The organism is Bernardetia sp. MNP-M8 (genome assembly GCF_037126285.1).
Classification (GTDB): domain Bacteria; phylum Bacteroidota; class Bacteroidia; order Cytophagales; family Bernardetiaceae; genus Bernardetia.
In genome coordinates, this window is the sequence record NZ_CP147012.1 from 1,361,575 (window position 1) to 1,376,126 (window position 14,552).

General features: G+C 31.8%; 10 protein-coding genes. 2 read left to right on the plus strand and 8 right to left on the minus strand.

Going from position 1 to position 14,552, the window contains the following annotated elements:
* Nucleotides 1–26: 26 nt before the first annotated feature.
* The 4 genes from V9L04_RS05670 to guaB form a co-directional block, all read right to left on the minus strand.
* On the minus strand, nucleotides 27–1,142 hold the full coding sequence (locus V9L04_RS05670; RefSeq protein ID WP_338793117.1) for an SPOR domain-containing protein: 1,116 nt from the start codon (nucleotides 1,140–1,142) through the stop codon (nucleotides 27–29).
* A gap of 257 nt (nucleotides 1,143–1,399) precedes the next feature.
* Nucleotides 1,400–1,822: a hypothetical protein gene (locus tag V9L04_RS05675; RefSeq protein ID WP_338793118.1), complete on the minus strand. Its 423-nt coding sequence runs from the start codon at nucleotides 1,820–1,822 to the stop codon at nucleotides 1,400–1,402.
* A gap of 32 nt (nucleotides 1,823–1,854) precedes the next feature.
* The gene (locus V9L04_RS05680) at nucleotides 1,855–2,394 is read right to left on the minus strand and encodes an acyl-CoA thioesterase (protein WP_338793119.1); all 540 of its coding nucleotides are present in this window, start codon (nucleotides 2,392–2,394) and stop codon (nucleotides 1,855–1,857) included.
* Nucleotides 2,395–2,585: 191 nt separating this feature from the next.
* A complete protein-coding gene (guaB, locus tag V9L04_RS05685) occupies nucleotides 2,586–4,031 on the minus strand; it encodes an IMP dehydrogenase (RefSeq protein WP_338794186.1) in 1,446 nt (481 codons plus the stop codon).
* Nucleotides 4,032–4,459: 428 nt separating this feature from the next.
* Between guaB and V9L04_RS05690 the strand changes: the two genes are divergently transcribed.
* Both V9L04_RS05690 and V9L04_RS05695 read left to right on the plus strand, forming a co-directional pair.
* Nucleotides 4,460–5,368, plus strand: coding sequence for a permease-like cell division protein FtsX (locus V9L04_RS05690; protein ID WP_338793120.1), 909 nt, complete (start codon nucleotides 4,460–4,462; stop codon nucleotides 5,366–5,368).
* 205 nt (nucleotides 5,369–5,573) lie between these two features.
* Nucleotides 5,574–7,280, plus strand: a complete 1,707-nt coding sequence (locus V9L04_RS05695) for a hypothetical protein (RefSeq protein WP_338793121.1) — start codon at nucleotides 5,574–5,576, stop codon at nucleotides 7,278–7,280.
* 25 nt (nucleotides 7,281–7,305) lie between these two features.
* Here V9L04_RS05695 and menD read toward each other — a convergent pair whose 3' ends face one another.
* The 4 genes from menD to V9L04_RS05715 all read right to left on the minus strand — a co-directional run bounded on the left by menD (nucleotide 7,306) and on the right by V9L04_RS05715 (nucleotide 14,482).
* Complete coding sequence (gene menD / locus V9L04_RS05700; RefSeq protein WP_338793122.1) at nucleotides 7,306–9,078, minus strand: 2-succinyl-5-enolpyruvyl-6-hydroxy-3-cyclohexene-1-carboxylic-acid synthase; 1,773 nt, start codon at nucleotides 9,076–9,078, stop codon at nucleotides 7,306–7,308.
* Nucleotides 9,079–9,387: 309 nt separating this feature from the next.
* Nucleotides 9,388–11,571 (minus strand): TonB-dependent receptor, encoded by a 2,184-nt coding sequence (locus tag V9L04_RS05705; protein WP_338793123.1) that lies wholly within the window; start codon nucleotides 11,569–11,571, stop codon nucleotides 9,388–9,390.
* A gap of 150 nt (nucleotides 11,572–11,721) precedes the next feature.
* A complete protein-coding gene (locus V9L04_RS05710) occupies nucleotides 11,722–13,488 on the minus strand; it encodes a VWA domain-containing protein (protein WP_338793124.1) in 1,767 nt (588 codons plus the stop codon).
* Between the two features lie 280 nt (nucleotides 13,489–13,768).
* A complete protein-coding gene (locus V9L04_RS05715) occupies nucleotides 13,769–14,482 on the minus strand; it encodes a hypothetical protein (RefSeq protein ID WP_338793125.1) in 714 nt (237 codons plus the stop codon).
* Nucleotides 14,483–14,552 lie beyond the last annotated feature (70 nt).

Consider the following 14,552-nt stretch of genomic DNA (forward strand, 5'->3'; position numbering starts at 1 on the left):
TTAAATAATAAGTTTAAAAGTTATGTTTAAAACTCTGTCTTCATATTTATTAATTTTCCATTTACTCCTGCTTTCTTTAAGTCTAATTGTAGCTTTTGTATTTTTTCTTTGTTTTGATAATTTCCAGCTAAGACTAAGAAATGCAGATCCCGATTGTATTGATCAATGTAAACAAAAACATCTTCTAAACCTCCCTGCATCAAGTATTCACAATAATCTAAAGCTCCTTCAATTTCATCAAATTCTGCTACTTGGACTGCCCATAAATTCTGAGGAACTCGGTAGCCTTTAGCATCATATAAAAATGGTTCTTTAGGGTCAAATGACACATAAGGAGCATAATAAGGCGTAATAGGAGCAATTTTTCCAGATTGATCTTTCAATGGAATAAACCAATCATTTTGTACGACTTCAAAACCCGAAAACTCTTCGTCTGTTCCTTTAATAAACAAATAATAACTGTTTCCTTCGTGCTTTATATCAACTGCCTTTCCTTCTTTATCAAATGAAAATACAGTAACTAATCCATAAAGTGATTTATCTTCTGTTGGAATTTTGTCTTCTTCAATATTAGGAGGAAGTTGAGAAGCTACACGAATAAAATCCATTACACCATCACTATTATAGTCTCCAAAAGTAAATGTTTCACCATATACACTTGCAAAAGAGTTAGCTGTTACATTATTAGGGTCTGTAATATCATATAAATTGTAACAACGATACAAACAACCTTTATGCAAACAATCTTCTCTAAAACTAAAGAAGCAAAGATATTTTCTTCCCAAATATTCAAATTCATAAATATCTAAAAAGTTAGAAATATTTTTCTGACTTCCTCTTTCAGCATCACAATAAAACCCATATTCTTTTCCATTAATTAAAAGTCCTGTTGGATTAGGATTTAAAATATGATGGTATTGAGGTCCATTAACAAAATAAACCGAAAAATTTCCATACAAGCCAGAATATACTGTAAGGGTAGTATCTCCTTTTTCATCAAAGCCTGAAGGCAAAGGATGAGACTTTACTTCTACTTGTTCTTGAACGAGCATAGGAAAAGTATAAATAGCTTGTGCTTTACTGTTTTGATGAAAAGCCAAAACAGTTAAAACAAAGAGTAATAATAGAATATTTTTTTTCATAATTAAAGAATATTTTGAAAATGATTAGTAAAAATCAAATTATAATCAGAGTGAAGTATTTTAAGATAGTATTTTACAGATAATATAGAAAAGTTTAAAAAATGGAATTAAAGAAGCTATTTTGATTTCTCTAATCAAAGGTATATATCCAAAATACGAACCAAAAATGTTATTTGTATCTTTCTAGATTTATTTTAAGGTTCAATTTAACTAAAAATATAAAAAACAGGAAACATAGTATTGATTGCCCCATTTCTTTACTCTTCATTTTTTTTTGCTTTGTTATTTAATTCCTCAATATGATGATATGTACTATGCAAGTTATTTAGCTGAGCTAATAGTTGTTGGTCAGTCATTTTTTTCTCTTGTACTAAAGTATGCAAATCTTTACTTTGTTTCACTAATTTTTGTAAGGTATTTTGAAGTTCAGTTTTCAACTTTTGAGTCTCATTTTTCTCGAAATAAGCTGGTAATTTAGAGTTCAAAAGATTTTCAGCAGCTTCTACAAGCTCATCAGAATCATTTTTGACAGGCTCAAAATCTCCATCCTCAGCAGGATGAAAAGTAAGTGCAATAGCTTGATGAAATACTTCTAGCTCTTCCCAAACATCTATTTGAACAAATGAACTAAAAGCTATAAAAATAAACGCTAAAGTAAGGGATGAAAATAAATGTTTCATGTTTTTAAATAATTTGAGATAAAAAATATATACTAAACACTTGTCTTATTTTGTTTTTGACTTTTGTAAAATGTAGTCAATTCTTTTACACGCTCATCAAAAGTAGTTTCTTCAAGATTGAATTCATTTAGAATTACTTTTGAGAAAAATTCTTTAATATTTTCTGTGTGATTCGTTCTTCGTCCGTTAGTAAGATTAATAAAAACAAGTTTCATCCAAAGAAGTGATTTTAATTGCGTTTCGTCTTTGTTAAGCATTCGACATTCAATCATCAAATTTGAGTCATCATAAAAAACAGTTGCTGTTCGGATTACAATTTCTTCTCCATAAACAGCTGAACGCAAATATGCCAATTCTTGTTTCTGAACTACCCAACCTTTTTTTTCTTCATTTATAAAATCTACCAATCTCCACCCATAATCATAAGTTACTTGATTATCTCTTCCATCAAGAAAATAATCTAAATATCTGCCATTGTTAAGATGCCCATAAGGGTCGCAATCTTGAAAACGAACCAGCATTTCTGTTTTTGATAATGGATTTATTTTGTGTTTGGGCTGAGGAAGTTGCATAACTAAATAATGAAATGAGTAAATTGAATAATTTATAAGATTACAAATCTACCTAATTTTGATTAAAATTTTATATCTAATTCTCTAAAATTCAACTTCTTTATTCTATTTGAAAATTATTATTATTGACACTAAAAAACGCACAAAACTTTATAAATTTTATGCGTTTTATTTACTTACTAATCAAAAAATTAGTTTCTACTATAATTCGGAGCTTCACGAGTTATCATTACATCGTGGGGATGACTTTCTCTCATTCCTGCATTGGTAATTTTGACAAACTGTGCTTTTTGCAAATCTTCAATTGAAGCTGCACCACAATAGCCCATTCCTGCTTTAAGTCCACCCACAAGTTGATAAATCACTTCAGCAGCTTTTCCTTTGTAGGCAACTCTTCCAGTAATTCCTTCTGGAACAAGTTTTTTAATATCATCTTCTGTATCTTGGAAATAACGGTCTTTTGAGCCATCTTCCATTGCTTCTATCGAACCCATTCCACGATAATATTTGAATTTTCTTCCTTCATAAATTATCATTTCCCCAGGTGCTTCGTCTGTTCCTGCCAAAAGTGAACCTATCATAATACAAGATGCACCTGCTGCAATAGCTTTGACTAAATCTCCTGAAAAACGTACTCCTCCATCTGCAATAATTGGAACTCCTGTTCCTTTTACAGCCTCAGCAGCTTCAAAAACAGCCGATAATTGTGGCATTCCTACTCCTGCAATGATTCTAGTTGTACAGATACTTCCAGGTCCTACACCTACTTTTACAGCATCTGCACCTGCCTCTGCAAGAGCTTTTGCACCTGCACCTGTGGCTACATTTCCTACAATAACTTGAAGTTTTGGATAAGTAGATTTTACCTTTTTGAGCATTTCTATAACACCTTTTGAGTGTCCGTGAGCTGTATCAATCGTTATAACATCAACGGCAGATTTTACAAGTGCAGCAACTCTTTCTAAAGTATCACCAGTAACACCAACGGCAGCACCTACACGCAAGCGACCACGTTCGTCTTTACAGGCATTTGGTCTATCACTATTTTTGAGAATATCTTTGTAGGTAATAAGTCCTACAAGATTGTTTTCATCATCAATAATTAATAGCTTTTCGATTTTATTTGCATCTAAAATTGATTCTGCTTGTTGCAAATCAACACCTTCTTTTGCTGTAATCAGATTTTTAGAGGTCATTATATCTGAAACAGGAAGCGAAAGGTTTTTCTGAAAACGCAAATCTCTATTTGTAAGGATGCCAATCAATTTTTTGTTTTCATCAATAACAGGGATTCCACCAATTTTGAATTCTTTCATCAAGCGATTTGCATCAGCAAGGGTTTGGTTAGGAAAAACAGTTACTGGGTCGGTAATCATTCCACTTTCCGAACGTTTTACTTTTCTTACCTGTTCAGCTTGACGTGCAATGCTCATATTTTTATGAATAAAAGCAATTCCTCCTTCTTGAGCAATAGCAATTGCCATTTCAGCCTCGCTAACCGTATCCATTGCAGCCGAAACAATCGGAACATTCAATGTAATTGTTTTGGTAAGTCTAGTTTTGGTTTGCGTATTTCTTGGAAGAGTTTCAGAGTAAGCAGGTACGAGCAATACGTCATCGTAAGTGAGAGCTTCCATTAAGAATTTGGAAGCAAAAGCATCAGAAAAACTCTGGCTTTGTAAGTTTGGGTGGCTAGTTGTAGCTGCACCGTTTTGGGTTGTGGAATTTTCAGGCATGTGCAAATAATGTAATGTTTCTATTTGCCATACAAAATTAAGGAATTATTTGGATTTACAAGTATTTAGATGAAATATTATTTTACAATTAAAACTACTTAACTAATTCTTAACACTAAGAAATTAGTTGACCTTTTATTTTTTGGTCAAAAACTTGGTTAATAAAATAATTGAAAGTAAAAATAAACTATTGATAAAGCATTAACTAGATTCATTATCCATCTTATGATTTTAAATTTGACAAAAAATGAATTACTTTTTAGTATTTTTGTAAAAGGAGTATTTGAACCAAATTAATTACTAATCATTGAACATTAATCACTAAAAAATTGCAATTTCCTTCTATCAACCGTCCTTTTTCCAAAAAACGTATTGGCTCTTATCCATATATAGGTGTACTGGTTAATATTACGTTGGCACTTTTTATTACTGGACTTTTGGGTTTAATTCTGATTTATACCTATCAATTTTCTATCAGAACTAAAGAAAACGTTGAAGTTGAAGTGTATTTGCGTAGGGATGTAAATGAAAATCAGCGTTTGAGTATTCAGAAAAAGCTCACTCAATTAGATTTTGTCTTAAAAGATGAAAAAGGAAAACCTCGCATTCGTTTTATGGCAAGTGAAGAAGCAGCTAAAATGATGCGTCAAGAAGCAGGAGTAGAATTTGAAGAGTTTTTAGTTGGAGAAAATCGTTTGCCTGATGCCTATTATATCAATGTAGAAGAATCGTATTATCAGAAGGACAAAATGGCTCTGTTAAAAGCACAAATTGAAAGTATAGAAGGCGTTTATGAAGTAGATTTTAAAGATAAATACATAGAAGAAATCACCAAAAATCTCCAAACGATTAGTTATATTTTCTTTGCTTTTGCACTTGTTTTCTTTGTTGCTGCTATTATTTTGATTGATAGTGGTGTTCGTTTGGCTCTTTTTTCACAGCGTTTTCTGATTCGAAGTATGCAACTTGTTGGAGCAACACCCTTTTTTATCAAAAAACCTTTTCTTCGTCGTGCTTTTATTCACGGAATAATTGGGGGAATAATCGCTTATATTTTGGTACTTATTCTTGCTAAAGGTTTTGCTTTATGGATTCCAGAACTTAATGCTTTTGATTATATGGGTTCTATTCTTGGTCTTGGCTTCATAATTTTAGTTTTAGGAATAAGTATAAATACAATTAGTGCTTACATTGCTGTGAGCAAATATTTGTATATGCGATTGGATGATTTGTATTAAAAATTTCAACAAACTAAGAAGTCTGTGATACATTGCAACTAGAACCAATTTATTTTCGTTTAGACAAACAACTAGAGAAACGAATAGATTGTAAAAACACCAAATTTCAGAATTTTCTTTTATTTCTCTATCTTGTAAATGCCCTTAAACTAGGGCTTGTTTTAAATTTAGACGAATAATTAGCTACGCTGAACTACGTTTGACAATGAAAAAATATATTCCTTTCTTTCTTATTTTTTGCTTTTACTTTTTAGTTAATCTTTCAGTAATTGCACAAACAGCTTCTATACCTCATTCTTTGGATGAAGCAATTTCACTTTTCAATGCAGGAAATCATAGTGAGGCTAAAACACTATTACGCCAAAATTTAGAGTACGACCCAGAGGATTCAGATTCTCGTTCTGTCTTGGGAAAAATGAATTATCATTTAGGCGAATGGCAAAGTGCAATTGATATTTGGAGCGAAGGATTGAATGGAAAACCCTCTGATTATGTTTTTCACATGAATATCGGAAATGTTTTTTATGAAAAAGCAGAGCAAAATGCACCTTCTATTTATTTGACCACCTATTCAGAAGAAGATATAAAAGAAAAACCAACACTCTACGAACAAGATTTTCTAGAAAATACTTCTACTTCCTTTCTAAAATATTGGCAGAAAGGAATTAATGCCTATCAAGCTGCCTACGAAATTTATCCTTATGAAGAATATGTTTTAGAAAGATTAGTTGACCTCTATGAAATGAATAGGGAGTTTTATAATTCATTTTTATATTACAAGCAACTAGCAGAGCTTTACCCAGAAAATAGTTATTACCTCACAAATGCTGCTATTTATCAAGCTAAAATAAAGACTTCTAGTCAAAAAGAACAAGATTCTTTGGAAAGTTTAGTAATTGAAAGGCTGAATTATTCTTTAGAAGTTGATGCTCATAACCCTGACACATACAGAGAATTAGCTCGTATTTTAGCAAATAGAGAAAGTTCTGAGAAAGAGAAACAAGAAGAAAATGAAGATAATTCTCAAGAAAAAATAACAGATGAAATTACACCTTCTTTAGAAATTACGCAAAAAGCTAATTTTTATGCTTCAATTCCTAAATATGCACGTTTTGAATTTTCAAATGAAAAAGCGTTACTTTTAGATAGATTATTAACAAAAAGTTATAGTCAGAAAAAAAATTGGTCTATGCTAATAGATTCTTTGACAAACTCTATTTCTGAAAAAGATTTTATCACTCAAAACTTATTGATTACTGTTTTGGCGGCTGATGCTTCTGACTCTGAACTATTGCGTACTTTTGATAATTACTATTCCTTAGTAAAAGAACGAAAAAATATCATTAATTCACTTGCAAGCACAAATAATGGTCAATGGCTTTTGGTTCAACTCTTAGGAGAAACTAAAGAAATCAATTTGACACGAGAAGTAACAACTACTTTAGTTAGAAAAAAATCGCCTAATATGCATGATGTTTTGATTGGTTTATTAGAATATGATTATTTACCAGAATCAATGGATATTGCAAAAAATTTATCAAAACTAAATGATGAAAGAAGTAGAACAGCACTTATAAAAGAACTTTATTTGCCTCTTCCAAAAACATCTGAAAAATGGAAAAACAAAACCTATTATGCACTACAAGTTCGCCAAATGCGTGCTATTATAGCACTTTCTTCATTAGAAAAAGATGAGGAAATAAAGCAAGAGTTAGTAAAAGGTTTGGAGCGTCAAGAGGTGCGTTTGTTTTGTGCTGTGGCTCTATATTCTCAAACTAGAAATACAGATTATCTAAAACTTGCCAAAAAATACAAGCCTAAAAAAGTTCCTTTCCCAGAATTAGGACAGTTTTTGAAACAATTTAATAATTCGAAAGCTAATTCTTTGGGAGATAAGTTGATTAAGGGCTAAACGAAATACGAAAATATTAAATTCATCAATCCACCTCCAAAAACTTAACAGCTTTTTTATAGTCTTGAAAAACTTTTGTATTGATTTCTATACTTGTTTTTACTTCAACGATAGAAATTCGACTTCGTTTTTCTACATCTAACTCTAGTTTTTCTAAGGCTTCTTGAAATTCAATTTTACTTTTATCTTCACAAAAAGTATATTCTAACTCAAATTCTTTACTCAAACTTTGGGCATTCAGAGGTTGTTTGATTACAAAAAACTCATCTGATTCGGGTTGTTTAGCAGCATCTGGAAGCATTTTAAAAATTCCTCCTCCATGATTATTGAGTAGAATTACAATCAGATTTTTTGGTAAATAATTATTCCAAAACGCATTTCTATCGTAGAAAAAAGCAACATCACCAGTCAATAAAATATTCAATGTTTCATCGTCTGCAAGAGCGTGTCCTATGGCTGTACTTGTTGAGCCATCAATTCCACTCGTACCCCGATTAGAGAAAATTTCAATTTCTTTATTTGCATCTTTATCTAAGTTTAGATAATTGGCATAACGCACACTCATACTGTTTGCCAAATGAAAATTAGAACGTTGTGGTAAGTGTTCCATCAATCTCTTAACGGCTTCAAACTCTGAAAAAGGTTGCTCTTCGAAAAAATGAGCGTTTAATTTCTTAATTTCTGCATCTGTTCCACGCCAATTATCAACAAAGAAAGATTGACGATAAGATTCTGCAAAACGAGTCTGTTTTTCCAAAACCTTTCTGAAAAAATAGGATGGATTAAGAGGAATTACTTTTGTAAGCGACTGAAAAGTATCAGCAGCAATTCCAGCAGGTTGAATGTGCCAATGCTCAATAGCAGGATATTCACGTAAAAATTTTTTAAGATTTTTTGATATGACTGATTTTCCAAATGTAATCAATAATTCGGGTCTGAGTTCTTCTAAACTTTCTCTATTCATCAAAAACACATCTTGATGCTGAATACTATTTTTTACAATATGAAGATTTGAAATTACATCAGCCACAACAGTAACCTCCAAACCATTAAGCGCATAAATCAAACGCTCATCATAACGCATTTGTCCTCCAACAATCAATTTTTTTTCTGTTCTATTCCACACTTCTAAAAGCTGTTCCCAATGCTGTGTTCGTATTTTTGGACGGCTATGAATTTGTTCGATAATCTTTACATCATTATCATATTTTATTTGGTTTTCATACAAACTATTTATATCATCTTCTTCATTCGTAACTTCAATAGGTGGATAAAATGGCTCACGAAAAGGTGCATTGATATGAACAGGCGCAGCAGGATAGGTTTGACAAAGATTAATTGCCTCTGAAATAGTGCGTTCGATATGCCAAACAGCATCTTCATGTGACAAATCTACTGGCAATGTATAGCTTTCTTTTACATGCTTTCCGTAGATATTTGTTTGTCTGATTGTCTGTCCATCAAACTGGTCTATCCATTCTGGAGGACGGTCAGCCGTCAAGACAAGCAGAGGAATTTGTTGAAAATAGGCTTCTGCAATTGCTGGAGCATAATTGTAGGCAGCAGAACCCGAAGTACAAATCAAAACAACAGGTTTATTGGTCTGCTGTGCAATTCCTAAAGCTATAAAAGCAGCAGAACGCTCATCAGCCACTACTTTGCAATTCAAATTTTTATGCCTTACAAAAGCTAGTGTAAGAGGAGCAGACCGAGAACCAGGTGAAATGATTACGTTTTCGATGCCGTGTCTGTGGCAAATATGAGCAATATTCCAAATGGGTTGAAGAGCGTAAGACATAATTAAATTGACAATTATAAATTAAAAATTACGAATAGATTAACTATACAGTTTATTAATGATACTCCTTATAAGGTATGTTTTGATTTGACAAATTTAATCAATTTGAAACTATCTAGATTATAAAATTAGATTATTAATCTTATTTAATCTCTTGTTTGTCGTTTAGTTTTCACACTTTGGCATATTAATAGCTATTTAACTCATTGTGATTGCCACGAGATTGGTAATTTTTTCATGGCTATAAAAAAGAGGTTTCGGCATGTTCTGAAGCCTTTTTTTCTGTGGTTTATGAAACTCTATACTCTCTCAAAAATCATATCTAAGATTAACTAAAAAATTTCGTTTATTCATTCTATAATCAAAACGATAAGAATTATTTTTTATGAGATAGTTATCTTTGTCAGCAAGATTTGTAATTAGAAGACCTAGTTCTAAATAAGGTGTAAAACGATAGGCAAATTTTGTATCTACAGTTGCCCAAGCTGCTACATTTTCTGGACGAAAATCTTTTGTTCGCTCAGTAATATCTGAACTTCTACGCATAACTTCACTTTGTACGTGAACCATTGCCGAACCTAAAAATTTATTTTTTTCATAACTAAAACCAACATTCAAACTATGTGCAGGATACCAAGTCAGTTTATCAGGACTTTCTGTAATTGTGGTATCTCTAATGGTTTCGTTTAGGCGTTGAACAAAAGAATAATTTCCCATAATCTGAAATTCGGAAGAAATAGATGATTCAATCTCATATTCGATTCCAAAATTAGTCAAGCTATACAAATTTGTACTCAAATTAGCATTAGCAACACTATAAGCAATGATGTCTTCAAAATTGGTATAAAAGGTATTTAATCGCATAATCGTCTTTTTGGAAGCCTGCCACTCCCCAACTAACTCAAATGTAGTGATAGATTCTGCCGAAAGTTCGTTGATATTCGAAGCAAGTGAATACGTATTTGCCCCAAACATTTCAGTAGGAGTAGGCGTGCGAAATGCCCTTCCTCCAAGAGCTTTAACAGTAAGTGTAGGCATGGCATGAAAAACAAGTCCTACTCTTGGACTAAACTGTTCAAAAGACTTTGATTCTTCGCTTCTTTCTAATGAATAAATATCTGTATAATTGAAAAATTGATTGTCATAACGAAGTGTAACTGTCGCTTGTAGAAGTCCATTCAAAACTCTAGGCGATGTATATTGAGCAAATAAAGCAAGATTTATCAGAGGTTTTGATGCTATAAACTCCAACCACGCATTCATTGGCTGAGGATCATTATCTTGAAAAGGAGAAAAATCTGAATTCAAATCAATATTTGAAGTATGAGCATCATCTCCATCATAATAAAATACATTTCCTTCTATACCTGCAAGAAACACCGACTCTTTTCCTAACGAATATTTGTATTGCATTCTACCAAAAACATCTTCTGCACTTGTTTTCAAATATTCTGTAACCCCTAATGGATAAAAATTATCAAGCGCACCATCAGGATAATAACGCATATTCCAATCCACAGCATGACGCTGATAACGCACAACATATTCTTGTACTAACTTTTTATTCAAATGTCCACTTGTATAACGCAAAGATAGCATTTTCCGATTTTCTTTAATGGCTTCTGGTTGATCTGGAATAAAAAACAACCAACCATGTCCTGTTTCAAGCTCCCAATCGTGCTGATGATATTGTAATTCGAAACCTGATAATTTCCCTCTTCCCTCTAGCTTTCCAAAAAGATAATAGCTATTTCTTTTATCATTTATTTCTTGTTTCAAAAAATTACCTGCATCATCTGTTCTTTCTGAATCATCAAAGGATAAATATTCGTTTCCTAGTGTAGAAAAAGAATTAAAAGCCACAACAGCAGCCAAGACATCACTTTCTCCACCGACTACCACATCATAAATTTGTTTGTTATTGCTTCCCAAACGAATCTGAGCCATTCCATTTTGTCTAAAATCAGAAGGAGAAACAGTATTTATTCCCACTGCTCCATTCATTGCATTTGCACCATACAAAGCCGAAACAGGTCCCCGAATGAGTTCTATTGATTTAGAAAAAACTAAAGGAGTAACCTCAGAAGTATAAGCTGTTCCATACAAATTATCATTATAAGGAACACCATCTACCAAAATAAGCAAATGATTATTATTCCAACCTTCATACACTCCTCTAGAACTTACCGTTTTTCTATCATAATCTTGTGAAGGTGAAAATCCAGCTTGTCTGTACAAAACATCATTCAGACTCACCCAACCATATTTATTTATTTTTTCTTGTGAAATAACTTTTACAATACTAGGTGCATCAAGTACACGCTGCTCTATTTTGGAAGCAGAAGAAACTTTTCCTGTCAGTAAGTTTTCTTCAGGTTGTAAAAGTTCATCAATACTCAATTGATAGAGTGAAGAATCACTTTGAGCTAATAATGAAAATGAAATAGATAGAAAAATTGATACAAAAATGCATGTCAAGTAATGTTTTTTCATGAAAAACAAGGTGTAAAGTAATGTAGTTACAATGTTACTTACTTCAAGATAAGAATTTATTTTGTTTCATGGTAGTGTAAATAATTATTTTTAAAATTTAAATTGTAGCACAATACATCAAAAAATTAGACTATAAGAAGAATAGAAAAATTATTTACTCATCAACATACAGCTTTCTACTAATTTCAAAAATTCGCTTCGATAACCTTCTATATCTTGTCCTTTTGCATTTTTGGCTAATTCTATTACATTTTGATAATCAGCATTTGATTTGTATTCCGAATTTCTCAAAATCATTCCAAAACTAGCCACAGCAGCCGAAAAACGAAAATTATCAGACGTTTTGGATAAAGCTATATTTTCATCTTTTAATGGACTGACAATCAATTTACTTTTGGTTTCATCAGGCTTTTTGTAGCGTAACTTCAAGTTCAAAAGCTCGTCAGAAGAAGCCACAGCCGTATAATTTGAACTTATTTTAGAGTTATTTTGATAACGTAAATCATCTACTGAAGTCAAAAATTCACTTTTTACACCAACAGGAATAATTTCGTACAATGCCGTTACAGTATGTCCTGCGCCAAGCTCTCCAGCATCTTTTTTATCATCATTGAAATCTTCTTTTTTGAGCATTCTGTTTTCATAACCAATAAGACGATAAGCAGCTACTTTTGTAGGATTAAATTCAATTTGAAGTTTGACATCTTTTGCAATTGTAAAAAGCGTTGCTCTCATTTCCTTCACAAATACTTTTTTTGCTTCTTGAATATTATCGATATAAAAATAATTTCCATTTCCTGCATTGCTCAACTCTTCCATTTGGTAATCTTTATAATTTCCCATTCCAAAACCACAAACGGTCAAGAAAATATCGTCATTTCGTTTGCTTTCAATAAGTTTTACAAGGTCGTCAGCCGAATTAACACCCACATTAAAATCGCCATCTGTACACAAAATGATTCTATTATTTCCATTTTTGATAAAATTTTCTTGTGCAATTTTATAAGCTAAAGTTATTCCTGCTCCTCCTGCTGTACTTCCACCTGCCGAAACATTTTCTAAGGCATTCAAGATTTTAGCTTTTTCTTTTACTGAAGTAGAAGGCAAAACCAAACCAGCAGCACCAGCATAAGCAACAATCGAAATACGGTCTTTTTCATTCATTTCTTCCAAAAGCATTTTCAAAGAAGAACGCAAAAGAGGGAGTTTGTTTGGGTCTTCCATCGAACCCGAAGCATCAATCAAAAAGACAAGATTAGAAGCCGATAAATTCTTGTAATCCAATTCTTTTCCTTGAATTCCGATATGAACTAATTTGTGTTTTGTGTTCCAAGGTGCAGCCGAAATTTCTGTACTTACAGAAAAAGGAACATCGTTTTTTGGTTGTGGATAATCGTAATCAAAATAATTGATAAACTCTTCGATACGAACAGCATCAGGATTTGGAAGCTGTCCAGACTGAATAAAACGACGAGCAGTAGTATAAGAAGCATTATCAACATCAATAGAAAAAGTAGAAAGAGCTTGATTTTTGGGTTGGATAAATTTATTTTCTACTAATTTTTGATAGTTTTCGGTGTTTGTATTTTTTACATCATCTTTTCTAGGAGCTTCTATCGCTGTTACATCAGTTACAATATTATCGATTTCTATTTCGACATCTTCTATCTTTATTTCAATATTTTCATCTAATTCTAAATCATTTTCTACCTCTATTATTTCTTCTGGAGATATGGGCGTTGGAATATTTGTAAGTGGAACATCTATAATTTCCTGATCTTTATCAGAACTAACCAAAACAGTAGAATCAGCCATTAGATTGCTATTTGAAGCTGTTTTTTGATTAGAACAAGCTGAAAGAATAGCTAAAAAGGCAGCTAGAAAAGCGAGGATTAAAATTTGTTTTTGAGTTTTCATAAAAAGTAGTTTTTGAGTTGTAGAAATATAAAATTTTGGAATCTCATTTTTACGTTAAACATTATCACGATTATTTACAGATTTGATAATCAGAAAGTCTTATTTTTCCATAGCGTAGGGTTTGCAAACCCTACGTTATGTAAAAATGAACATTACTAAATTAAGTGTGATAATATTTATTAGATGAAATTTCTAATGAGTTTCCATGTTTCTACAATCACTTTTTTTTGAAAAAGACACATACAATTCAAAGAAAAAACAAAGTTGAACTCAAATAATCTTACTTTACCTCATCTCTAGCTTCAATAGCTACTAACTTCGGAATACCTGCTATATCTTCTATAATCATCTCTATAATTTTTCCATCTTCAAAACGATAGTGAAAAGAAAAAAGTTGATTATCAATACCTTTTACTTTTGCTACAGGAACTCTTGTGAATAATACATATTCTTGTGAGAGGTTCACAATATTGCGTATCTTATCTGCTATGAGTTTAAATTCATCAGGTGTAGCTCGCCAATATAAGTGTTGAGAAGAGTGTTCTTGCCAAACAACGTCTTCTAAATTTTCCTTGAGTAGGTCTATAATAATGTGTCCTTCATCTTCAGCTTTCGTAAGAAAAAATAGATTAGACATCTCATATTGCTGTTTTTGTGATATTCTATACGAAATATAGTTCTTTATTTTTTCTTTATACTCAATAGCCTCATCTACAAACATAACCTGCAATTTCACTAGGTTTTCTTCTTCTACAATATCAAAACTTATTTTACTTAAAATGGTAGTATCACTTGTTTCTAAACTTTGTAATAGAACATTTTTATCATTTGTATAAATTAACTCCCTTATAAATCTCTTATTTTCTTCGGAAGTAGGATAAATACTTATACTAATTTTCGAATCTTGATAGACTGTTTCTTTCTGATAAGGCTTAACGGTACAAGAAAAAAAAGTTGATACAAGAAAGAATAATATGAGAATTTGCTTTATCATGATTTCGAATGTTTTTTAAGTAGAAAATAGTAAAAACCCTAAGGGTCTTCGAAGACCCTTAGGGTTTAAT

Bases quoted from the DNA above. Each gene is read 5' to 3' on its own strand.
- V9L04_RS05705 (WP_338793123.1), bottom strand. From the start codon at position 11,571: ATGAAAAAACATTACTTGACATGCATTTTTGTATCAATTTTTCTATCT.
- V9L04_RS05715 (WP_338793125.1), bottom strand. From the start codon at position 14,482: ATGATAAAGCAAATTCTCATATTATTCTTTCTTGTATCAACTTTTTTT.
- menD (WP_338793122.1), bottom strand. From the start codon at position 9,078: ATGTCTTACGCTCTTCAACCCATTTGGAATATTGCTCATATTTGCCAC.
- V9L04_RS05670 (WP_338793117.1), bottom strand. From the start codon at position 1,142: ATGAAAAAAAATATTCTATTATTACTCTTTGTTTTAACTGTTTTGGCT.
- V9L04_RS05710 (WP_338793124.1), bottom strand. From the start codon at position 13,488: ATGAAAACTCAAAAACAAATTTTAATCCTCGCTTTTCTAGCTGCCTTT.
- guaB (WP_338794186.1), bottom strand. From the start codon at position 4,031: ATGGAAGCTCTCACTTACGATGACGTATTGCTCGTACCTGCTTACTCT.
- V9L04_RS05675 (WP_338793118.1), bottom strand. From the start codon at position 1,822: ATGAAACATTTATTTTCATCCCTTACTTTAGCGTTTATTTTTATAGCT.
- V9L04_RS05680 (WP_338793119.1), bottom strand. From the start codon at position 2,394: ATGCAACTTCCTCAGCCCAAACACAAAATAAATCCATTATCAAAAACA.
- V9L04_RS05695 (WP_338793121.1), top strand. From the start codon at position 5,574: ATGAAAAAATATATTCCTTTCTTTCTTATTTTTTGCTTTTACTTTTTA.